15 protein-coding genes and 1 pseudogene are annotated in these 22,040 nt (G+C 66.2%); 7 read left to right on the forward strand and 9 right to left on the reverse strand.

Annotation, left to right across the window (positions count from 1 at the left end; translation table 11 throughout):
- Positions 1-430 (reverse strand): annotated as a pseudogene (locus AC5RUU_RS10870) (lipoyl synthase); the annotation flags it as partial.
- Entirely contained in the window at positions 427-1,095 is a 669-nt protein-coding gene (gene lipB, locus AC5RUU_RS10875) for a lipoyl(octanoyl) transferase LipB (protein ID WP_493975225.1), read from the reverse strand. The gene lipB and the pseudogene AC5RUU_RS10870, both read right to left, overlap by 4 nt.
- 137 nt (positions 1,096-1,232) lie before the next feature.
- On the opposite strand from lipB, the gene AC5RUU_RS10880 reads away from it, so the two are divergent.
- Positions 1,233-2,894 (forward strand): serine/threonine-protein kinase, encoded by a 1,662-nt coding sequence (locus AC5RUU_RS10880; RefSeq protein WP_493975226.1) that lies wholly within the window; start codon positions 1,233-1,235, stop codon positions 2,892-2,894.
- Positions 2,895-2,919: 25 nt separating this feature from the next.
- Here AC5RUU_RS10880 and AC5RUU_RS10885 read toward each other — a convergent pair whose 3' ends face one another.
- A complete protein-coding gene (locus tag AC5RUU_RS10885; RefSeq protein WP_493975227.1) occupies positions 2,920-3,831 on the reverse strand; it encodes a TIGR01777 family oxidoreductase in 912 nt (303 codons plus the stop codon).
- Positions 3,832-3,904: 73 nt separating this feature from the next.
- Here AC5RUU_RS10885 and AC5RUU_RS10890 point away from each other — a divergent pair, with 73 nt between their 5' ends.
- Positions 3,905-7,414 carry a S41 family peptidase gene (locus AC5RUU_RS10890; protein ID WP_493975228.1) on the forward strand — a complete coding sequence of 1,170 codons (3,510 nt, stop codon included), beginning with the start codon at positions 3,905-3,907 and terminating at the stop codon, positions 7,412-7,414.
- 82 nt (positions 7,415-7,496) lie between these two features.
- On the opposite strand, the gene AC5RUU_RS10895 is transcribed toward AC5RUU_RS10890, so the two are convergent.
- From AC5RUU_RS10895 to AC5RUU_RS10915, 5 genes are all read right to left on the reverse strand, one after another.
- Positions 7,497-7,925, reverse strand: a complete 429-nt coding sequence (locus AC5RUU_RS10895; protein ID WP_493975229.1) for an OsmC family protein — start codon at positions 7,923-7,925, stop codon at positions 7,497-7,499.
- A gap of 135 nt (positions 7,926-8,060) precedes the next feature.
- A complete protein-coding gene (locus tag AC5RUU_RS10900; RefSeq protein ID WP_493975230.1) occupies positions 8,061-8,411 on the reverse strand; it encodes a hypothetical protein in 351 nt (116 codons plus the stop codon).
- Between the two features lie 148 nt (positions 8,412-8,559).
- Entirely contained in the window at positions 8,560-10,323 is a 1,764-nt protein-coding gene (gene sucB, locus AC5RUU_RS10905) for a 2-oxoglutarate dehydrogenase, E2 component, dihydrolipoamide succinyltransferase (RefSeq protein ID WP_493975231.1), read from the reverse strand.
- Positions 10,324-10,437: 114 nt separating this feature from the next.
- Positions 10,438-11,820 carry a dihydrolipoyl dehydrogenase gene (gene lpdA / locus AC5RUU_RS10910; RefSeq protein WP_493975232.1) on the reverse strand — a complete coding sequence of 461 codons (1,383 nt, stop codon included), beginning with the start codon at positions 11,818-11,820 and terminating at the stop codon, positions 10,438-10,440.
- A gap of 252 nt (positions 11,821-12,072) precedes the next feature.
- Positions 12,073-13,599, reverse strand: a complete 1,527-nt coding sequence (locus AC5RUU_RS10915; RefSeq protein ID WP_493975233.1) for a leucyl aminopeptidase — start codon at positions 13,597-13,599, stop codon at positions 12,073-12,075.
- A 260-nt stretch (positions 13,600-13,859) separates the two neighbouring features.
- Here AC5RUU_RS10915 and AC5RUU_RS10920 point away from each other — a divergent pair, with 260 nt between their 5' ends.
- The 4 genes from AC5RUU_RS10920 to AC5RUU_RS10935 all read left to right on the forward strand — a co-directional run bounded on the left by AC5RUU_RS10920 (position 13,860) and on the right by AC5RUU_RS10935 (position 19,216).
- Positions 13,860-14,798 carry a proteasome assembly chaperone family protein gene (locus tag AC5RUU_RS10920; protein WP_493975234.1) on the forward strand — a complete coding sequence of 313 codons (939 nt, stop codon included), beginning with the start codon at positions 13,860-13,862 and terminating at the stop codon, positions 14,796-14,798.
- 65 nt (positions 14,799-14,863) lie between these two features.
- A complete protein-coding gene (locus tag AC5RUU_RS10925; protein WP_493975235.1) occupies positions 14,864-16,219 on the forward strand; it encodes an MFS transporter in 1,356 nt (451 codons plus the stop codon).
- 76 nt (positions 16,220-16,295) lie between these two features.
- A complete protein-coding gene (locus AC5RUU_RS10930; RefSeq protein WP_493975236.1) occupies positions 16,296-17,564 on the forward strand; it encodes a DUF4192 family protein in 1,269 nt (422 codons plus the stop codon).
- A 350-nt stretch (positions 17,565-17,914) separates the two neighbouring features.
- On the forward strand, positions 17,915-19,216 hold the full coding sequence (locus AC5RUU_RS10935) for an RNA polymerase sigma factor (RefSeq protein WP_493975237.1): 1,302 nt from the start codon (positions 17,915-17,917) through the stop codon (positions 19,214-19,216).
- 218 nt (positions 19,217-19,434) lie between these two features.
- On the opposite strand, the gene AC5RUU_RS10940 is transcribed toward AC5RUU_RS10935, so the two are convergent.
- On the reverse strand, positions 19,435-19,656 hold the full coding sequence (locus AC5RUU_RS10940) for a DUF7455 domain-containing protein (RefSeq protein WP_493975238.1): 222 nt from the start codon (positions 19,654-19,656) through the stop codon (positions 19,435-19,437).
- Between the two features lie 253 nt (positions 19,657-19,909).
- Here AC5RUU_RS10940 and AC5RUU_RS10945 point away from each other — a divergent pair, with 253 nt between their 5' ends.
- Positions 19,910-22,018 (forward strand): DNA gyrase/topoisomerase IV subunit B, encoded by a 2,109-nt coding sequence (locus AC5RUU_RS10945; RefSeq protein WP_493975239.1) that lies wholly within the window; start codon positions 19,910-19,912, stop codon positions 22,016-22,018.
- Positions 22,019-22,040: the final 22 nt, after the last annotated feature.

A 22,040-nucleotide genomic window follows, 5' to 3' on the forward strand; every position in this document is an offset into this window, starting at 1 on the left:
GGATCTTGCGGACGGTTTCGGCGTAGAGCCAGACGCCTTCGTCTTCGAGGTCGTCGCGGGCGACGCCGGTGACGGTGGCGTAGCGCAGGGCCATGGCTTGGACGGAGCGGGCCACCTTGGTGGGTTCGAACCGGTCCAGGGGGGAGGGTTTGCCGGTGTCGATCTGGCAGAAGTCGCAGCGGCGGGTGCATTCGGAGCCGCCGATGAGGAAGGTGGCTTCCTTGTCTTCCCAGCATTCGAAGATGTTGGGGCAACCGGCTTCTTCGCAGACGGTGTGCAGGCCTTCCTTTTTGACCAGGTTTTTGAGCCCGACGAACTCCGGTCCCATCTGGACCTTGGCCTTGATCCAGTCCGGCTTGCGCTCCACCGGGACGGCCGCGTTGCGCTGCTCGATCCGCAGCATCTTCCGGCCTTCAGGTGCCAGTGTCACAGTAGAGCTCCTTCAGGGCTTGAAACGAGTGTTTCCTGGTGCTTGCGGAATTCTTCCACAATGCGGTCAACGATGTGGGCAGGGTGGATATCCTGCCCGGTTTCCAGGGACATGGTGGTCACTCCCGCGTCGGTGATGCCGCAGGCGATGATCTGCCCATAGGGCGTGAGGTCGTTGCTGCAGTTGACGGCAATGCCGTGCATGGTGACTCCGTTGAGGATCCGGATGCCAATAGCGCCAATCTTGCGGTCCGGGCCTTTTTCGTCAGCCCTGATCCAGACTCCTGCCCGGCCTTTGATGCGTTCGGCCCTGATGCCGTAGTCCGCCATGACAGCGATCATGATGGCCTCCAGGCGCTCAACGTAGTCCCTGATTCCGGACCGGTTCTTCAGTTTGAGGATCGGATAGGCGATCAGCTGGCCGGGGCCGTGCCATGTGAGCTTTCCACCACGGTCAACAGCCACCACGGGCGTGCCGTCGAAGGGCCGCTCGTGGTCTTCCGTGAGTTTGCCCGCGGTATAGACGGCGGCATGTTCCAGCAGGAGAACAGTGCTGGGCGCCTGGCCGGCGACTACTTTGTGGTGGAGTTCGCGCTGGATGTCCCACGCCTGCTGGTAATCCACGAAGTCGGGGGCCAGACCCAGCTGTGAAAACTCAAGAGTCATGGCATCCAGCTTAGACCCCGCGGCGCCGCGTACCCGGTTTAGTGGCCAACCTCACCACCCGCAGGGAAACCTCCCAACGGGCGGCGTGCCTGTGGATAACTTCTGCAAGCCGCGGCGGTTTCGGCTAGACATGAGGGATGGACGACCTTCAGGCACCACAGATTTCCGGCTACACCGTCGGACGGCTCCTCGGCCAGGGTGGAAGCGCGTCAGTCTGGCTGGGAAAAGAGCAGCGGACCGGCCGCGATGTCGCGTTGAAGTGTTTCGGTTGGCCCGGGGGAGGCCTGCACGGCAGCGGAGGCCTGTCCGAAGACGCCCTGGAGCGGGAGGTCCGTATCCTCTCGGCTCTGGACCACCAGCACCTCATCAAGGCGCAGCATACTGTCCGGTTCGAAGACGGCCAGTACTCCGGGACAGCCCTGGTGATGGACTACGCCTCCGGCGGTTCGCTCGCCCGGCTCGTTGCCGTGCGGGGCAGGCTGGGCGTGGGGGAAACGGTGACGGTGCTGACGCCGATTGCCCAGGCACTGGCGTACCTGCACGGCAAGGGGTTCACGCATTCGGATGTTTCACCCGGCAACGTACTGTTCAGCGGCCAGGGCAAGCCGTTGCTGTCCGACGTCGGAATCGCACGGATTCTGGGCGAGCCCGGCCGGGCGGAAAGCTGCGGTACGGCCGGTTTCCTGGATCCCGCGCCGGTGGATGCGGTGCGTGCAGGCCTCCAGCCTGAACGTGATGTCTACTCAGTTGCCGCCCTTGGCTGGTACTGCCTCACCGGCGCGGCCCCGGCAGTGACGGCGGAGCGCCCCCCGCTGTCACTGCTCGTGCCGGAGGTTCCAAAAGAACTGGCTGCTGCCCTGGAATCGGGGCTCAATGAGGACAGGCGGCTTCGGCCGACAGCTGCGGCCCTGGCAGCTGCCGTCTATCGCAGCGCCCCGCCCCGTCCGGTCGACCTGGCTGCTGCTGTCCATCCCACAGTCATTCCGGAACTGCTGACGCGCAGGCATCTCCCGCCGTCGTCCGCGCGGAACAAAGTCACCAGGCGGGCCGGACTCAGGGAGACGCTTGACGGCTGGCACCGGCGGCTGGTGACTTTGGGGTGGGCAAAGGGACGGACCACTGCTCCGCGGCTGCCCTTTCCAGCCACGGCCAGCGCCCCCACTGCCCGTGGAAAACACGCCGGAACCGTGGACGGAAGAGTGCCCGGCCGCCCAAAGCTGGTGCCGTTCGCCGTACCCGCCGTCGCTGCGGTGGCCCTGGCCGGTGCCTGGTGGGTTGCGGCCACACCAGCGGCGGGCCCGCCCGCACCTGCAGGCGGAAGCGCAGCCGGTACCGCCCGCGCCTCTGTGGCTGCTCCCGGTGCGGCAGGGGCAAGCCAAGACGCGGCCCAGGCTGCCCGGCGGCAGGCCGCCGCGGCCGACCCCGCCCAGGCCCTGCTGGGCCTTGCGGCCCTGCGCGACCACGCCTTCAGGACTGGCAACCTGGACCTGCTGGATGAGGTGAATGCGGCCGGGTCGCCTGCGGCTGCGGCGGACGGCAGGACGGGCGAGCGGCTCCGCAGCTCAGGTCTTGTGCTGGCCGGGTTTTCCAGCATCCTGTCAGGGGTCGGGATCGAAGAAGGCACCACCGGTACGCGCGCAGTGGTCCACGCCACATCTGCCACATCCGCCTACGAGGAGAAGGATGCCGCGGGCGCGGTTCTTGCAACAGGAGCCGCCGGCGCTGGCCAGCCACTGCGGCTGGTCCTCGTATCTGTCGGCGGCAGGTGGCGGATCAGCGAAATCCTGCCAGGGTCCTGAACCTCGTTCGAGGCGGGAGGCAGCGCTAGTAACGCGCGCCGGCGCCTTCGCTCCCGGCCACCCATTGCGCAGCCTGCGCCAGGGACGGATGCCGCCACCGGAATCCGCGACCCGAGAGCACGGACGGTTCCATGCGCTGGCTGGACAGCAGCAATTCTTCGGCGAGGTTCCGCATCACAAGCCGCAGCACGGGCGCCGGAACCCGGAAAACGGCCGGGCGGTGCAGGGCACGGGCGAGCGCTTCAACGATGGCATTGACGTCGGCATCCTCCGGTGCGCACAGGTTCACCGGCCCGCTGACCGGAGCCTCCAGCAGGAAGAGGAACGCGGCCGACACGTCGGGAAGGGTTATCCAGGGCCAGAACTGCCTGCCGGTGCCGAAGGGCCCGCCGACGCCGAGGCGTAGCAGCGGCAGCAACCTGCCCATGGCCCCGCCGGAGCGGCTGAGGACCACCCCGGTCCTTGTCGTGACAACCCGGACTCCGGCTGGCGCAGTTGCTGCTGCCGCCTCCCACTCCAGGCAGATCCGGGACAGGATTCCTGATCCGGGCGGGGCGGATTCCCGCAGGACCGTGTTTCCCGCATCACCGTAGTAGTGTGCACCCGACTGGCTGAGCAAAATTGCCGGCGGGACGTCCAGTTGCCGCATCGCCTGGGTCAGCGTCCTGGTCGGCCCCACCCGCGAACCCAAGAGTTCATCAACGCGCTTGCGGGTCCATGGCCTGTCACCGATGCCGGCACCTGACAGATTGACGACGGCGTCCGCCCCCGCCAGTGCTTGGGGGTCGAGCCGGCCATCCGCCGGGTCCCAGCGGACTTCGCTGATCGACACGGGTTCCCGCCTGACCAGGGCGGTGACTTGATGCCCGGCGTTGCGGAATGTTTCAGACATGTGGGTTCCGAGCAGCCCGGAGGCTCCTGCCATGACGATGCGCATGCTCCATCTCACCACGGCCCCGCGGGGCCCGTGGCTCCGGCGGGGCGGCCGGGGGGTTGACTATGATCAAACGATGACTTCTTCGAGCTACTTCCGTTACCCGCATGTGCACGGCGACCTAGTCACTTTCGTGGCCGAGGACGACGTGTGGATCGCGCCCCTGGGCGGCGGCCGGGCCTGGCGTGTCTCCTCGCTGCAGCTGCCCGCCCGGAATCCCCGCTTCACGCCCGACGGGAAGCAGCTGGTGTGGACGGTGGTCCAGGGAACGGCGCCGGAAGTGGTTGCTGCTGATGTTGACGGCGGAAACTACCGGCAGCTGACTTACTTCGGCCACAGCACCACCAGGGTCAAAGGGTTCACCGCGGACGGGTCGGTGCTGGTCACCAGCGCCTTCCGCCAGGCTGAAAGCCGCCACACCTACGCCTACCGGGTCCCGGTGGACGGCGGCTGGGCAGAGGAGCTGCCGTTCGGTCCGGTCGAGTCAGTGGCCTTCGGCCGGGAAGTGGGGGATGAGCGGCCCGTGGTGGTGGGCAGCGTCCTGTCCCGTGAACCGGCCTGGTGGAAGCGCTACCGTGGCGGCACCGCAGGGAAGCTGTGGATTGATGCAGACGGCAACGGGGAGTTTGAGCGCCTGCTGCCGGAGCTTGACGGCAACCTTGCCGATCCCATGTGGGTTGACGGCCGCATCGCGTTCCTGTCCGACCATGAGGGCTACGGCAACCTGTATTCCGTGCTTCCCACCGGGAAGGACCTGCGCCGGCACACGGACCACGAGGACTTCTACGTCCGGCATGCCGCCACCGACGGCAAGCGCGTGGTTTTCGAATCCGCCGGCGAACTGTGGCTCCTGCACAGCCTGGGCTCCGACGCGGTGCGCCTGGACATCGCCCTGGGCTCGGCCTCACAGTCCCGGCGCCCCGCACTGCTGAAGACGTCAAAGCACCTCGGCGCCGTGGTGCCGGACACTGCCGGCACGGCCAGCGCGGTGGAGGCGCACGGCACCATCCACTGGCTCCGCCACAAGGACGGACCTTCCCGCATCGTCGAGGCGACACCCGGCGTCCGCGGCCGCCTGCCACGGCCCCTTGGTGATGGCCGAATCGCCTACGTTGCCGACCACGGCGGCGTGGAGGCGCTGCATATCAGGGACATTGTGCCGCCTGTGCAGCACAGTAGGCCGGCTGCCCCTGCCCGCGGACAGGTAACCGGTGAAACCCCGGCCGGTGCAACAGGCGGGCCGGCCGACGGTGCCACGGCGTTGCCGCAGCCCGTTCCGGCGGCCGGTGCAGCAGTGCTGTCCGGCGGCGGCACCTTTGTCCCCGCGGACGACCAGCAGTCGGATACGCAGCAGGCGGACGTTGCCCCGGAGGGCACCAGGTCCACGGCAGAGGCCCAGGCAGACGCCGATGTGCAGGGGATCGCCATTCCCGTGCCGTCCCGCGCCAGCTCCCTGGAGGCCAGCCCGGACGGACGGTGGGTAGCGGTTGGTACCTCCTTCGGGGAGGTGTACGTGGCGGACAGCCGGACGGGCGACTTTGTGCCCGTGGCCAGCATCGGGGAAGGCACCATTGGCGAACTGGCCTGGTCACCCGACTCGCGGTGGCTGGTCTGGTCCGAGCCGGTCACATCGTTCGGTTCGCGCAGCCGCCTTCGGCTGGCGGACATGGACAACGCCGGTGCTGCCCCCGTGGAAGTGACGGACGGACGCTTCTGCGACACGTCGCCCGCCTTCACCCCGGACGGCAAGTACCTGGCCTTCCTGTCCAACCGCAGCTTCGACCCGGTGTACGACGGCCACTCATTCGACCTCTCGTTCCCCAGCCCCATCAAGCCGTACCTCGTTGCACTTGCTGCCGGCACGCCGTCGCCGTTCGGGCCGGCCGTTGCACCGGACAGCCCTGACGCAGAAGGCCAGCGTGAAGGCGGGTCCGAGTCCGCGGAAGCGGGCGGAACGCCGGAGGTGGTGATTGACCCGGAAGGCCTGGCGCACCGCGTGATCACCGTCCCCGTACCGCAGGGCAACTACACGTCCCTCGGGACAGCAGACGGTGCGCTGCTGTGGCTGGACTGGGCCCTCGCCGGTGTCACCGGCGACGGAAAGGCGGCTCAGGACGACAAGGATGCCCGCCCCAGCCTGGTCCGGTTCGACCTGGCCCGGCGGAAGAAGACCACGCTCGTGGAGTCGCTGGACAGCTACCGGCTCTCGGGGGACCGGACCACGGTTGTGCTGATCTCCGACAAGCAGGTGGCAGCCGTTCCTGCTGACGCCAAAGCCGACGAGGAATCCGGGAAGCTGGTAAAGGTGGACCTCGGCCGGATCCGCGTGATGATGGATCCGCTCAGCGTGTGGGGCCAGGCGTTCGACGAAGCCTGGCGCCTCCAGCGGGACTTCTTCTGGACCGAGGACATGGCGGGCCAGGACTGGGATTCCATCCACCGGCGCTACCGTCCGCTCGTGGAGCGCCTGGGATCCCACGACGACCTGGTGGACCTGCTGTGGGAGCTGCACGGCGAGCTGGGAACCTCCCATGCCTACGTCCGCCCGGCCCCGGTCACGGAAAACGGCAGCCAGGGGCAGGGCCGGCTGGGCGCCGATATCTCCCACACTCCGGCAGGCTGGGAGATCACCCGGATCCTGGCCGGTGAATCCTCGGATCCGCTGGCCACCTCGCCCCTCACCAGGCCCGGTGTCGACGCCAAGGCCGGCGACATCCTGCTGGCCATCGACGGCGTCCCGCTCTCCGGATCCGTCACGCCGGCCATGCAGTTGGTAGGCGCGGCAGGCCGGGCGGTGGAGCTCACCCTCCTCAATGGCACAGCGCACGGGGACGCGGCCGGCACCCAGCGGCGTGTCGCCGTCGTGCCTGTCAAGGACGAAGAACGCCTGCGGTACCAGGAATGGGTGGCGGCGAACCGCCGGACCGTCCGGGAAGCCTCGGCCGGCACCTTCGGCTACCTGCACATCCCGGACATGATGGCCAACGGCTGGGCGCAGCTGCACCGCGACCTGGACACCGAAACCGCACTGGACGGGCTCATCGTGGATGTCCGCCGGAACCGTGGCGGCCATACGTCGCAGCTGGTGGCGGAACTGATCGGCCGGAAGGTCACGGGCTGGAGCATGCCGCGCGGGGAAAAGCCACGGACGTACCCGCACCACGCACCGCGCGGACCGGTGATTGTCCTTGCGGATGAATTCGCCGGTTCCGACGGGGACATCATCACTCAGGTGTCCAAGCTGAGGGGAATCGGCCCCGTCATTGGAACCCGCACCTGGGGCGGTGTGGTGGGCATCGACAACAGGTTCGCCCTGGCGGACGGCACCGGTGTCACCCAGCCGCGCTACGCCAACTGGTTCAGCGGAGGCGTTGGGTGGAGCGTCGAAAACTACGGCGTGGACCCCGACATCGAGGTGGCCTACCCGCCGCACGCCTATGCTGCCGGCAGGGACCCCCAGCTGGAGTATGGCATCGGTGCCCTCAAGGAAATGATCCAGGAGCTGCCGACGGACCGCCCGCCGGCGCGCGAGGGGTACCGGCGGCTTCGTCCTGCCCCGCTGCCTGCCCGCCGCCAGGGGAGCTAGCTCCGCTGCGAACAGGAAGGCCCTGCCAGACCGGAATGCTCCGGCCTGGCAGGGCCTTTCGGTTATTCGCCAAGCGGCCGGATCAGGACTGCAGCGTGGCGTCCAGGGTGATGTCGATGCTCGCGAGGGCACCGGAGACGGGGCAGCCTACCTTGGCTTCCGCTGCGATCTTCTGGAATTCATCCTCGGAGATGCCGGGAACCCTGGCGGACATGGTCAGGTGGCTTCCGGTGATACCCGTGCCCGGGACAAACGTGACATCGGCCTTGGTGCTGACTTCCTCCGGCGAGTGGCCCGCTTTCGCAAGTTCGTTGCTGAACGCCATGGAGAAGCACGCGGCATGGGCAGCTGCGATCAGCTCCTCCGGGCTGGTCTTGCCGTTGGCCGCTTCGGTGCGGGCCTTCCAGGTAACATCGAACGTGCCCAGGCCGGAGCTGGCCAGGCTGGTGGTTCCTGAACCTTCCGTCAGGTTGCCGTTCCATACTGCATTTGCTGAACGCGTTGCTGCCATGTTCACTCCTCAGTTTTGGTGATTACCGGGGCAGGCTGCTGCCTGGACCCGCCATTTTCCATCCTAGGTACTTAGCCCCGGGCGTGCATCAGCTGTCCGCTCCGGGTGGATTATGACCATCGGGAGCGCATCACGTCAGTTCCAGATGGTGGCGATGGCGATGTTCAGCAGCGCAAGGCCACCCACGGCATGCGCCAGGCCGGGGCTGACGTCCTCGCCCGCCTTGTACTTCCGGCGGCCAATAAAGGCCAGGACGCCTACAACCAGGGCAATGACCAGCTTGATGCCGAGCTTTGCGTAGTTGGCGTCCATGTCGAGTGCCGGGATGAGGCCCATCAGGGCGACGCCGGTGATGAGCTGCGTCATGGCGCCGTCGAACTGGCGGGGGTGGACGGTGGGCTTCTTCATCTGCCCGATCCAGATGCCCACGATCATGGCCGCGCCGACGATGTGCAGGAAAACCACAATGTTGTAGAGGATGTTCATGGGACCAGTGTAGCCAGTTGTTCTACGTGCAGTAGTAGACGCGCTGTCTTTTTGTGCCCCGCCCGCAAGGCCTTAAACGCCGACGGCGGTGCGGCCGCCGGTGGTCTTCCTACCTTTGGCCCGCACCGCCGTCGTCCGTGGCTGGCTGCTACAGTCCCAGGTCCGCTTCGAAGGCGCCCTCTTCAAGGCGGGCCTTCAGGGTCTGGAGGAAGCGGCCGGCGTCTGCGCCGTCCACCAGGCGGTGGTCGTAGGTCAGCGACAGGTACATCATCGAGCGGATGGCGATGGAGTCGTCACCGTTTTCGTCAGCAACCACCACGGCACGCTTGACGATTGCGCCGGTGCCGAGGATGCCCACCTGGGGCTGGTTGATGATCGGGGTGTCGAACAGCGCACCCACGGAGCCGATGTTGGTGATGCTGAACGTGCCGCCTGACAGCTCGTCCGGGCCGATCTTGCCGTCGCGGGTACGTGCTGCGACGTCTGCGATCTTGCCGGCCAGTCCGGCGAGGTTCAGGTTGCCGGCATCGGAGATGACCGGTACCAGCAGCCCCTTGTCCGTGTCGACGGCGATGGCCAGGTGTTCGGCGTTGTGGTAGGTGATCTCCTGCTTGTCCTCGTCGTAGGCAGCGTTCAGCTTGGGGTGCTGCTTGAGGGCCTCGGCAACAGCCTTGGCGATGAACGGCAGGAAGGTCAGCTTGGTGCCGTTCTGGGCCTGGAACGAGTTCTTGGCCCGGGCGCGGAGCTTGGCGATCTTGGTCATGTCCACTTCGTGGACCTGCGTCAGCTGGGTGGAGATTTCCAGGGACTCGCGCATGCGGCGGGCGATGACCTGACGGATCCGCGGAGCCTTCTGCGTGGTGCCGCGCAGGGAAGAAACTGCGGCGGAAGAGGCCGCAGGGGCGGACGCGGCAGGCGCTGCAGCCGGAGCCGCGGCAGGTGCTGCCTTGGCCTCGGCGGCGGCAATGACATCCTGCTTGCGGATGCGGCCGCCGACGCCGGTGCCGGAGAGGGAAGCGATGTCCACACCGTGCTGGTTCGCCAGCTTGCGGACCAGGGGGGTCACGTAGCCGGAGTCGGATGCGCCGTTTGCCGTGGCGGCCTCGGTTGCCGCCGGTGCTGCAGCCGGAGCCGGTGCCGCCTGCGGGGCGGGTGCTGCTTTGGGAGCTTCCTGGGCCGGTGCGGCCTGCGGGGCAGGTGCGGGGGCTTCGGCCTTCGGGGCTTCAGCCTTGGGTGCTTCCTGGACCGGTGCCTCGGTGGAGGGGGCCTCGGCGGGGGCGGCAGCTGCGCCGGAACCGATGACGGCCAGCACGGAGCCTACCTCAGCGGTTTCATCTTCGTTGACACGGATTTCCTGGAGGGTGCCGGCTACCGGTGAAGGAATCTCGGTGTCCACCTTGTCGGTGGAAACTTCCAGCAGGGGCTCGTCAACTTCAACGGTGTCGCCCACGGCCTTGAGCCAGCGGGTGACGGTGCCTTCGGTGACGCTCTCGCCCAGGGCGGGGAGTGTCACTTCGTGGCCTTCGCCGCCGCCCGCCGCGGGGGCTTCCTGGGCGGGTGCTGCGGGGGCGGGAGCCTCTTCAGCCGGTGCGGCGGGTGCTTCCGGGGCCGCTGCTTCTTCAGCAGGGGCAGCAGCGGGGGCTTCTGTGGCCGGGGCGGCAGAACCGTTGCCGGAGCCGTCGCCAATGCGCACCAGGGGCGCGCCGACTTCAGCAGTCTCGTCTTCGGCGACCAGGATTTCCTCAATCACGCCAGCTACAGGAGAGGGGATTTCAGTGTCTACTTTGTCGGTGGAAACCTCGAGCAGCGGCTCGTCCACCTCTACCCGGTCACCTACCTGCTTGAGCCAGCGGGTGACGGTTCCTTCGGTGACGCTCTCACCGAGGGCGGGCAAGTTAACGGATTCAGACATGTCGTCCCCGTTCTCCTTATTGATCTTTAGTGCGAATGAATGCTGCCTGATTTTGAGCCTAGTGCACCCGGTTTTCGGCGCCGGGTGCACCAGGCTCGATGGTGCTGCGGAAAATTAGCCGTGCAGCGGCTTGCCCGCGAGTGCCAGGTGGGCTTCGCCCAGGGACTCGTTCTGGGTGGGGTGGGCGTGCAGCAGTTGGGCCACATCCTCGGGGTAGGCTTCCCAATTCACGATCAGCTGGGCCTCCCCAACCTGCTCGCCCATGCGGGCGCCGATCATGTGGACGCCCACCACGGGGCCGTCCTTCTGGCGGACCAGCTTCACCAGGCCCGACGTGCCCAGGATGGAGCTCTTGCCGTTGCCGGCGAGGTTGTATTCCTGGGTTTGCACCTGGTCCTCGCCGAACTTCTCCTTGGCGGCCTTTTCCGTGTAGCCCACGGTTGCGATCTCAGGCTCGGAGTAGGTGACCTTGGGGATGTTGATGTCCTCGACGATTACGGGCTTCAGGCCCGCGATTTCCTCGGCCACGAAGATGCCCTGCTGGTAGCCGCGGTGCGCGAGCTGGACGCCGGGAACAATGTCGCCCACGGCGTAGATGTTGCCCACGCCGGTGTGCAGGCGCTCGTTGGTGATCACGAAGCCGCGGTCGATCGTGATTCCCGCTTCCTCGTATCCAAGGTTGGCCGTGACGGGGCCGCGGCCCACGGCGACCAGGAGGAGGTCGGCCTCGAACGTCTTGCCGTCCACCAGGGTGACCTTGACGCCGTCGTTATTCTGCTCCACGCCCTGGAAGAAGACACCGGTGGAGAACTTGATGCCGCGCTTCTTGAAGGCGCGCTCGAAGTTCTTGACGATGGTGGCGTCTTCGTTGGGAACCAGTGAGGGCAGGCCCTCGACAATGGTGACGTCCACGCCAAAGGACTTCCAGACGGAAGCGAATTCGACACCGATGACGCCGCCGCCCAGGATGACGGCGCTCTTGGGAATGGAGTCCATGGTCAGGGCCTGGTCGGAGGTGATGACCTTGCCGCCGATTTCCAGGCCGGGAAGGGTGCGGGAGTAGGACCCGGTGGCCAGGATGATGTTCTTGCCCTTGTAGGCGGTGCCGTTCACCACGATGGTGTCCGTGCCCTGCAGCTTGCCCTCACCTTCGATGACGGTGATGCCCTTGGACTTGATGAGGCCCTGGAGGCCCTTGTACTTGCCGGCGATGATGCCGTCTTTGTACGCATTGACGGCGGACATGTCGATGCCGTCGAGGGTGACGTTCACGCCGTACTTGGCGGAGTCACGCGCGTGGTCGGCCAGCTCGGCTGAGTGCAGCAGGGCCTTGGTGGGGATGCAGCCGTTGTGGAGGCAGGTGCCGCCCAGCTTTGCCTTTTCCACGAGGCCGACGGTGAGGCCAAGCTGTACTGCCCGCAGCGCCGCAGCATATCCGCCGCTGCCGCCACCGAGTACCAGGATGTCGAATTCTTGCGCAGTTGCCTGATCGGCCACTTAAACGCTCCCTCGCGTGAACGATGACGCGTTCTGCGCGCATCATCTGGTCTTGGAACTTGCACTGCCGTGATTATGTCAGCAGGGCAACTCTCTTGCATTTGTGACTACCGTGGTTCACCTTAGCGAACCACTTATCCATGCTCCACCTTGGCGCCGCGTTTGTGGAGCTCTTTGTGTCGAGTGTCACGCGGCATTGTGGCCGAGGGATCACCCCGTCCCACAACGCCGCGCGGCACTGCGGGGGCTGGCTCAGCCGGCCGCTGCCAGGATGTCCTCCACATACGCCACCAGAGTCCGGACCGTGCAGCCCGTGCCCTGCTTGGGGGTATAGCCGTAAGGGCTTCCGTTGTTAAAGGAAGGGCCTGCAATATCAACGTGGGCCCACGGGATCTGTGCGCCGTCCTTGTCCTTGCCCACGAACTCCTGCAGGAAGACGGCGGCCGTCATCATGCCGCCGTGGCGTTCGCCGATGTTGGCCAGGTCCGCCACCTGGGAGTCCAGGCTGGGGCGCAGTTCTTCCGGCAGCGGCATGGGCCAGACGAGCTCTCCGGCCCGGTCGGCTGCGGCCTTGAGGGCGGCGGTGACGGTCTCGGATCCCATGATGCCGGCGGTCCGGTTGCCCAGGGCGATCAGCTGCGCGCCGGTGAGGGTGGCGACGTCGATGATGGCGTCCGGGTACTCGCGGCTTGCCGCGACGATGCCGTCGGCCATGACCAGGCGGCCTTCGGCGTCGGTGTTCAGGACCTCCACGGTCTTGCCGCCGAACATGGTGAGGACGTCCGCGGGCCGGGACGCGGCCCCCGACGGCATGTTTTCCGCGATGCAGAGCCATGCGGTGGCCTTGACCGGCAGGCCCAGGCCGGCGAGGGCAAGGACCGTGTTGAGGACGACGGCGGCACCCGCCATGTCGCTCTTCATGTCACCCATGCCGAGGGCCGGCTTGATGGAGATGCCGCCGGTGTCGAAGGTGATGCCCTTGCCTACCAGGGCGATCTTCGACGTCGCCCGTGCGGGGGAGTACTCCACCTTGACCAGGCGGGGATGCCGGGAAGAACCCTTGCCGACGCCCAGGATGCCGCCGAAGCCTTCCTTTTCCAGCCGCTTCTCGTCCCAGACCGTCACCTTGACCGGCAGGCCCTTGGCCAGGTCCTTGGCCGCCTCCGCGAACGTTTCGGGGTAAAGGTGGCTGGGCGGGGTGTTGACCAGGGAGCGGGTGGAGTTGACTGCCCTGCCGATTACGGCGGCCCGCTTCAGGGCGGCTTCGAGTTCTTTCTGGTCTGCCACTTCGGTGAAGATGATGGCCTTGCTGACCGGATCCTTCAGGCCATCCCTCGACGACCGGAACTCGGTGAACGAATAGGCGCCCAGGGCTGCCCCTTCGGCGACTGCGGCGACGTCGGCGACTGACGCCGTCGGGAAAGCCAGGGCAACCGTGCCCAGCCCTGCCAGCTGGCGGACAGCGGAACCGGCGGCGCGCCGGAGCGCCTCGCCCGTGGGCGGCGCGCTGGCGGCCACCTTGCCAACACCGGCGAGGACGAGGATGCCGGCACCGGTCTCGGGGAGGCCGGGCAGGCGGACGACCTGGTCCGCTGCACCGGTCACGCCCAGTTGCTTGAGGGAATCGGTCAGGGCTTCGGCGGACTTGGCGGAGAGCGGATTGTCCAGGAGGACCGGCCCGTCGGTTCCCTGGCCCACTCCGATGACCACTGCGTCGCTGGGGCTCTTTTTCAGGTCCCGGGAGAGGGTACTAAGGTTGATTTCCGTATTCTTGACCACAGGGATGAGTCCTCAATTCTCGAAGATCGGTACGGGCAGGGGTGCATGTTCGGCGCTCTGCCATAAGGACCGGATGACGGGCCGTCCCGGATGCCGTCCGGGGATGTGCAAGGCTGTCTGGCAGGCCAGTTCCGATCGTAGCCCTTGCGCGCGCCGGCGGAAGAATCTTCTGAGATGTCCGCCACAGCGCCGCCCGGAATGCCCGCCGGTCCGCCGGCGTTGTAATTGATGTCCACCCGCATCCATGAAAGGAACATGCCGTGCTTGAACGGATCTCCGGCTCCCTGCTGGACCCTGACGCGCTCTATGCGAGCAACATCGAGCTGTTCCACAGCCCGGAGCTCCGTGGGCTGAATTTGGTGATGGGCTTTACCGGATTCGCCGACGCCGGGCACGTTGTGAAGCAGATCAATGCCGAGCTGCTGGACTCGCTCGATGCCCAGCCCGTCGCAGTGTTCGACGCCGACCAGCTGATCGACTACCGGTCACGCAGGCCGCACCTTACCTTCGTGGAAGACCACCTTCAGGACTACCAGGAGCCGAAGCTGGTGCTCTATCGGCTTGTCGACGGCCTGGGCAAGCCCTTCCTGCTTCTGGCAGGGTTCGAACCGGACCTCCAGTGGGAGCGGTTCGCCCGCGCCGTGGTGGGAATCGTGGAGAAGCTGGACGTCAACCTGGTCACCTGGATCCATTCGATTCCCATGCCGGTTCCGCACACGCGGCCCATCGGCGTCACGGTACACGGCAACCGGCCGGAGCTGATCGAGGGGATTTCCGTTTGGAAGCCCACCGTTGAGGTTCCCGCCGCCGTGGGACACATCCTGGAACTGCGTCTGGTGGAGGCCGGGCGGAACGTCGCAGGCTACGTCATCCACGTCCCGCACTACCTGGCAGAAGCGGAGTACCCCGCAGCAGCGGTGGCCGGCCTTGAATACCTTGGCGCGGCAACGTCGCTCATGCTGCCCACCGACCGGTTGCGCGAGGCAGGCCGGGAAGTCAGCCGCCAGATTGCCGAGCAGATTGACGCATCCGATGAAGTCCAGCAGGTGGTGTCCCGGCTCGAGACCCGGTACGACGAAAAGGCGGATGGCATCGTGCGCCGTTCGCTCCTCGCCGACGAAAACGACGAGCTGCCCGACGCCGATGTGCTGGGCGCCGCCGTCGAGGCCTACCTTGCCCGGGAGAACCCCGCACAGTAGGCACTGGCGCCACCACCGGCACCTCGCTCCAGAGGGGCCGCAGGCCATGCGGGCATAATGAAGACGTGACTGCACCCCGCGCATGGCTGATCTGGACTGTTGGAATCTTCGGGTACCTGGTGGCCGTGTCGCAGCGCACGTCCTTCGGCGTCGTCGGGCTTGAGGCTACGGAACGCTTCAACGCCACCGCGTCCGCCATCTCCTTCTTTACGGTCCTCCAGCTCCTGGTCTACGCCGGGCTCCAGATTCCCGTGGGACTCCTGGTGGACAGGTTTGGCTCACGGGCGATGATCGCCGGCGGGGCCGTCCTGATGGGGCTGGGCCAGTTCCAGCTTGCGTTTGCCGACACGGTCCCGGGCGGAATCCTGGGCAGGGTCCTGGTAGGCGCCGGGGACGCCATGACGTTCATCTCGGTGATCCGCCTGATTCCGTTGTGGTTTGCCCAGGCGCGGGTGCCCCTGGTCACCCAGCTGACGGGCATGACAGGCCAGCTGGGCCAGCTGGTGAGCGTGATCCCGTTCGCATTCGTCCTGCACGCGGCAGGTTGGACTCCGGCGTTCCTGATGCTGGCCGGGATGTCTGCCCTGGCGGTGGTGCTGGTGATGCTGCTGCTGAGGGACGTCCCGCCGGGGACGGAGCGGCCGCAGGCGCAGCAGGGGCTCAAAGCCACCGGCATATCCCTGGCCCGTGCCTGGCGCCAGCCCGGTACGCGGTTGGGTATGTGGAGCCACTTCACCATCCAGTTCAGCGGCACGGTGTTCGCCATGACCTGGGGCTACCCCTTCCTTCTATCCGGCCAAGGCCTGGATGCCGGGACCGTTGCCGGGCTGATGGGGCTTTATGTGGCTGCCGGGATGGCCGTGGGACCGTTCATCGGGCGCTTTGTCTCGCGGCACCCGTTGCGGCGGTCAACCATGGTCCTGCTGATTGCTGCCGCCACCGCCACCGCGTGGGCCGCCGTACTGCTAACGCCCGGGCGGGCACCGCTGTGGCTGCTGGCCGGCCTGGTGGTGGCCCTTGCCATTGGCGGACCGGGCTCGATGATCGGCTTCGACTTCGCCAGGACGTTCAACCCCGCCCACCGGATTGGAACCGCCACCGGCATTGTGAACGTGGGCGGATTCATCGCCGCGCTCATTGCGATATTCCTGATCGGGCTTGTCCTGGACGTGCTGTACACCACCGGGTTCTCCAACGGGGTTCTCTACGGCCTGGACCCGTTCCGCATCGCCCTGAGCGTCCAGTTCCTGCTCCTGGGATTCGGCGCCACTGCCATCCTGGTGAGCCGGCGCAAGGTCCGCCGGCAGATGGCGGCCCAGGGCGTGGTTGTTCCGCCGCTGCGGACCGCCCTGGCACGGCAGCGCCGCGAAAATATCGCACGGCGCCGGCAGGCGTCCCCTACCGATAGCAACGGCCACTAGTCCTCCACCGGGCGGTCTGCCCACATAGCGAAAATTCTTCGTGAGGGTTTACCGCAGGTGGGCGAATGCTGGAGCCATGACAGCTCCGGAAAAACTGACAATCTGCGGACCCGAGGACGTACTCGGCTTCATACCCCACTCGCTTGGTTCCTGGCCCAAAGCGAGCCTTGTGGCGGTGACGATGCAGGGTAAACGGCTCGGCGCCACCCTCCGGCTGGACCTCCCGGCGCAATCCGTCCTGGCCTCGCCCGGCAAGTACCTCCGGATGGTGCGTGGTTACCTTGAGGCGGACAAGGAGGCCGACGGCACGCTGCTGGCCTTCTTCTGCAACGAGGACGCCGCGGTGGCCACTGCCCGGTACGACCCATTGCTGGCCGGGCTGGACTCCGTGCTTGAAGGGGCCGGGATGCCGGTGCGGGCAGCGTGGTACGTCGGGGACGGCTACTGGCGTGATGCCTACTGCACCGACCCCTCCTGCTGCCCCCTGCCCGGCCGGCCGCTCCAGGAGATCCTGGACAGTACCCTGAACGCCGAGATGGTGTACCGGGGCAGCAGCGTCGGTCCGGCGCCGGAACCGCGTTCCGCCCCTGACCGGCCGGTTTCAAGCCTGCATCGGGCGGCGGTCCTCGAAGCCGAGGTGGGGTGGGCGCAGGAACTGGACCTCCGCCGGGGGAGCGGGTCACAGCTCCGTGCCGTCCTGGATCTGTGGGAAGTTGTGCTTGGCCGGCCGGAGGGAGAGCCGTGGCTTCCGGATGTGGAGCGGGACGGATTCCTGCGGGCATCTCTGCTCGTCCCGGGATGGCGCGACGCTGTCTTGGTCATGGCGGCTGCAGGGAAAGAGGCCGCTGAGGCAGGCGCAGCCCAGTTCGGCATTGTCAGGGACGGCATCGAACCCCAGCCGGTGTCTCCGGCGGTTGCGTGGCCGGCTGCCGGCACCGGGGACAGTGCAGGACAGGAATGGCCGTCCCCGCCGGTGATGGGTACTGCGGATGTTTGCGGTCAAGCCGGGGTGGAGGTCGGGTCATCCGCAAGTACCCGCCCCGGCTATGCCGATGTGCTGATGGGCGTCCGGCCTGCTGTGCCGGACTGGGCGGGGCTCAACGCCCTTGACCTGGTCATGGAGCAGTTGGCGGTATTGGGAGGTCCTGCCGCAGCGGCATCGATGACCCTTCGCGGCTGGGTCGCCTGGTGCCGCGGCCGGGGTTCCTACGCCGCCGCTCATCTTGCGTCAGCCCTGGAGATCGAGCCCGGGTACCGTCTGGCTGAACTCCTCTTGGAGCTGGTGGGGCGGGGTGCAATTTGCGGCTGGGCCGGGCGGAAAGAGGCGGCCTGGCAGAAATTCTGAACTGGCTGGTCACGAAGGAAATGGGACGCGCCCAAACGCTTTGTGCCGGGTTGTGCCGGGTTGGGCCGGCGGCAGGGGCCGGCAGCCCGGTCCGTGCGCGGTCGGGGTGTTTCGGGGACCGGGAGGCCCGATCCGGGGAAAACATGAGACAATGGATGCCGAGACCCGGTTGGGTCCGTGTATCGAGCGCTTGTTGATGTGCCCTTCAGGGAACATTCCAGCGGCTCCGGCAGTTCTGTTAAGAGACTCTGCCGGCCGTGGTGGCGCTTGGTTTTCACCACGGACTTGACAGGGTCATAGTGGTGTTGCCCGTATGGCGATTCCACAGACCACCGCTAGAAAGGTTTTCTGTGACCCCGTCTTCCACGAAGAAGGACCCCGCCGCCCAGGACGATTTGTCCGCCGAGGACAAGCAGGCTGCGACCGGCGCAAAGCGGGCAGCTACCAAGGCACCCGCCGGCGCGGACGGCAAGCGCGAGCCGAAGAAGCGCGGGCCCAAGCCCGGCGCCAAGGCAGCTGCGGAGGCCGCCAACAAGGCTTCCGCCGGTGACGTTGACCCCGATGACACCGAGGACGTCGAGGAGGACCTCGACGACATCATCCTTGAGGGGCCGGAGGCCGTCGAGGACGCCGACAGCGACGCCGATCCCGCCAAGGCCGTAGCCGGCAGTGGCAAGGGCTTCGTCTACTCGGACGCCGACGACGATGATGCCCCCGTGCAGCAGGTTATGTCCGCCGGCGCCACTGCCGACCCCGTCAAGGACTACCTGAAGCAGATCGGAAAGGTCGCACTGCTCAACGCCGAGCAGGAAGTCGACCTTGCCCTCCGCATCGAAGCCGGTTTGTTTGCCGAAGAGAAGATTGCCGCCGACGACGGCTCCATGGACCCGAAGTACAAGCGGGAACTGGAATTCATCATCCACGACGGCAAGCGCGCCAAGAACCACCTGCTGGAGGCCAACCTCCGCCTGGTTGTCTCGCTCGCCAAGCGGTACACCGGCCGCGGCATGCTCTTCCTGGACCTCATCCAGGAAGGCAACCTGGGCCTGATCCGCGCAGTGGAGAAGTTCGACTACACCAAGGGCTTCAAGTTCTCCACCTACGCCACCTGGTGGATCCGCCAGGCCATCACCCGCGCCATGGCAGACCAGGCCCGCACCATCCGTATCCCGGTACACATGGTTGAAGTCATCAACAAGCTGGCCCGTGTCCAGCGCCAGATGCTTCAGGACCTCGGCCGCGAACCCACGCCCGAAGAGCTGGCACTTGAGCTGGACATGACGCCCGAAAAGGTAGTGGAGGTCCAGAAGTATGGCCGCGAGCCCATCTCGCTCCACACTCCGCTGGGTGAGGACGGCGACTCCGAGTTCGGCGACCTGATCGAGGACTCGGAGGCCGTCGTTCCTGCAGACGCCGTGAGCTTTACGCTGCTGCAGGAGCAGTTGCACTCCGTGCTGGACACCCTGTCCGAGCGCGAGGCAGGCGTCGTGGCCATGCGGTTCGGCCTGACCGACGGGCAGCCGAAGACTTTAGACGAAATCGGCAAGGTCTACGGAGTCACGCGTGAGCGCATCCGCCAGATCGAATCGAAGACCATGTCCAAGCTCCGCCACCCCTCGCGGTCGCAGGTGCTGCGGGACTACCTGGACTAGGCCTTAGCGCTGCAGAACGACGCACCTTGCAACGCGGAGTCATTCGGCCCGGGAAGATAAATCTACCGGGCCGAATGGCGCCGCGTTGCTCGCGTTAAGGGGCAATGCAGGCTGCCAGGGCCTATAACCGAACCCTATAACCGAACAGAGGGCGGGGTTAAAAGGGGAATGGGATCCCTCCGGTTGGAGGAATCCCATTCCTTGGGGTCGTGGTGCGACTAGTCGACTTCTACGGGGGTTTTCTCGTGAAGCCTGGCCGTCTCATCGTGCCAGTCGGAGCTCAACGGCTTGAGCGTTGCCTCGACTGCACGGGCATGGTGGCCGCAGAACAGCAGCTCACCGCCGGAGGACTCGAGTACAACCCGCACATATGCCTGGGCTCCGCAACGATCGCACCGGTCGAGGGCGTTGAGCGTGCGGTCTGCCACTGCTGTTGTCATGTCGGCCTCCTAAGTAGATCTGTACGTCTATATAACCAGTATTCGTAACAAAACCATCGCAAGGATGGGGCAAGTTCGCTGTGCGCGTATCCGCAAGGTTCGGTCAAGATTCACCTGCCGAGCCGGAAGACGGAGGTAGTGGCGCGGTCCACAAGGCCCTCTGCAGTGTGGCAGACCGCCTTCCAAGCCGGGTCCGACTACCCTAGAGGGAGCGCTTTCGGCGCCCGCTTTGTCCTGAAGGAGTTCAACACCAGTGGCACCTAGTTCTGATTACACTGCCCGGCACCTGTCTGTGCTGGAGGGCCTGGAAGCCGTCCGCAAGCGCCCGGGCATGTACATCGGTTCCACCGACTCCCGTGGCCTCATGCACTGCCTCTGGGAAATCATCGACAACTCCGTGGATGAAGCGCTGGCAGGGTTCGGCCATGACATCAGGATCATCCTCCATGCGGACAACTCCGTGGAAATCCACGACGACGGCCGTGGCATCCCGATCGACAAGGAACCGAAGACAGGACTCACCGGCGTCGAAGTGGTGTTTACTAAGCTTCACGCCGGCGGCAAGTTCGGCGGCGGCTCCTACACGGCGTCCGGCGGCCTGCACGGCGTGGGCGCCTCCGTGGTCAACGCCCTTTCCTCACGGCTGGACGTGGAGGTGGACCGCGGCGGCAAGACCTACAAGATGTCTTTCCGGCGCGGTGAGCCGGGCCGGTTCCAGGACACCGGTTCCCGCATTGATCCGGCGGCTCCGTTCACCCCGTTCGTGGAGGACTCCGTCCTGGATGTCGTTGGGAAGGCAAAGCGCGGCGTCACGGGAACCCGGATCCGGTACTGGGCCGACAGGCAGATCTTCACTCCGGACGCTAAGTTTTCGTACGACGAGCTGGTTGCCCGTGCCCGGCAAACGTCCTTCCTGGTCCCCGGGCTCAAGCTCACGGTCCGGGACGAGCGCAGGGTGGCCGGGACCCCGGGAGAAGCCGGCCCGCACGAGGAAGTGTTCCATCACGACGGCGGCATCTCCGAGTTCGTCGATTTCCTGGCGGCCGATCCTGCGGTCACGGACGTGTGGCGGCTGCACGGCTCGGGCAAGTTCAAGGAAACCGTACCGGTCCTGGATGAGCGCGGGCACAGCCAGCTTGCGGAGGTCGAACGCGACTGCGAAGTGGACGTTGCCCTCCGCTGGGGGATTGGCTACGACAGCACCGTCCGCAGCTTCGTCAACATCATCTCCACCCCCAAGGGCGGCACGCACCAGTCCGGCTTCGAGCAGGCCCTGGTGAAGACCTTCCGCAAAGCGGTGGAAAACAATGCCCGCAAGCTCAAGGCAGGCAACGACAAGATCGAGAAGGACGACATTTTCGCCGGCCTCACCGCGGTCCTCACTGTCCGGCTCGCAGAACCGCAGTTCGAGGGACAGACCAAGGAAATCCTGGGCACCTCGGCGGTGCGCGCCATCGTTTCCAAGGTGGTGGAGCGCGAGATCAACGCCAAGCTCACCTCGTCGAACCGGAACGACAAAGCGCAGACCGCTCTTCTGCTCGAGAAGATCGTCAACGAGATGAAGTCGCGTATCTCCGCGCGCGTGCACAAGGAAACCCAGCGGCGCAAGAACGCGCTTGAAACTTCCTCGATGCCCACCAAGCTTGCTGACTGCCGGACGGACGACGTCGAACGTTCCGAACTCTTCATCGTGGAAGGGGACTCCGCGCTGGGAACCGCCAAGCTCGCCCGGTCCTCAGACTTCCAGGCCCTGCTGCCCATCCGCGGCAAGATCCTGAACGTCCAGAAGGCCTCGGTGGGGGACATGCTCTCCAATGCCGAGTGCGCGGCGCTGATCCAGGTGGTGGGTGCCGGGTCCGGCCGCAGCTTCGATATCAGCGCCGCGCGCTACGGCAAGGTCATCCTGATGACAGATGCCGACGTGGACGGTGCGCACATCCGCACACTCCTGCTGACCCTGTTTTTCCGCTACATGCGCCCCATGATCGACGAGGGAAGGGTCTTTGCCGCCGTGCCTCCGCTGCACCGGGTGGAAGTGATCAACGCCGGCCAGAAGGCCAACGAGATGATCTACACGTATTCGGAAGCCGAGCTGCATATCCTGCTTGCGCGGCTGGCCAAGGAAGGCAAGCGGTACAAGGAGCCGATCCAGCGTTACAAGGGGCTGGGCGAGATGGACGCAGAACAGCTGGCTGAGACCACCATGGATCCGCGGCACCGGACGCTGCGCAAGGTGGGCATCGAAAACGCCAAGCAGGCGGAGGAGATATTCGACTTGCTGATGGGTTCGGATGTGTCCCCGCGCAAGGACTTCATCATCGCCGGCGCGGCCAGCCTTGACCGGGAGCGCATTGACGCCTGACTGGCGGGCGGCCTGAACGATT

The sequence above is a fragment of the Arthrobacter sp. K4-10C genome, from assembly GCF_059090085.1.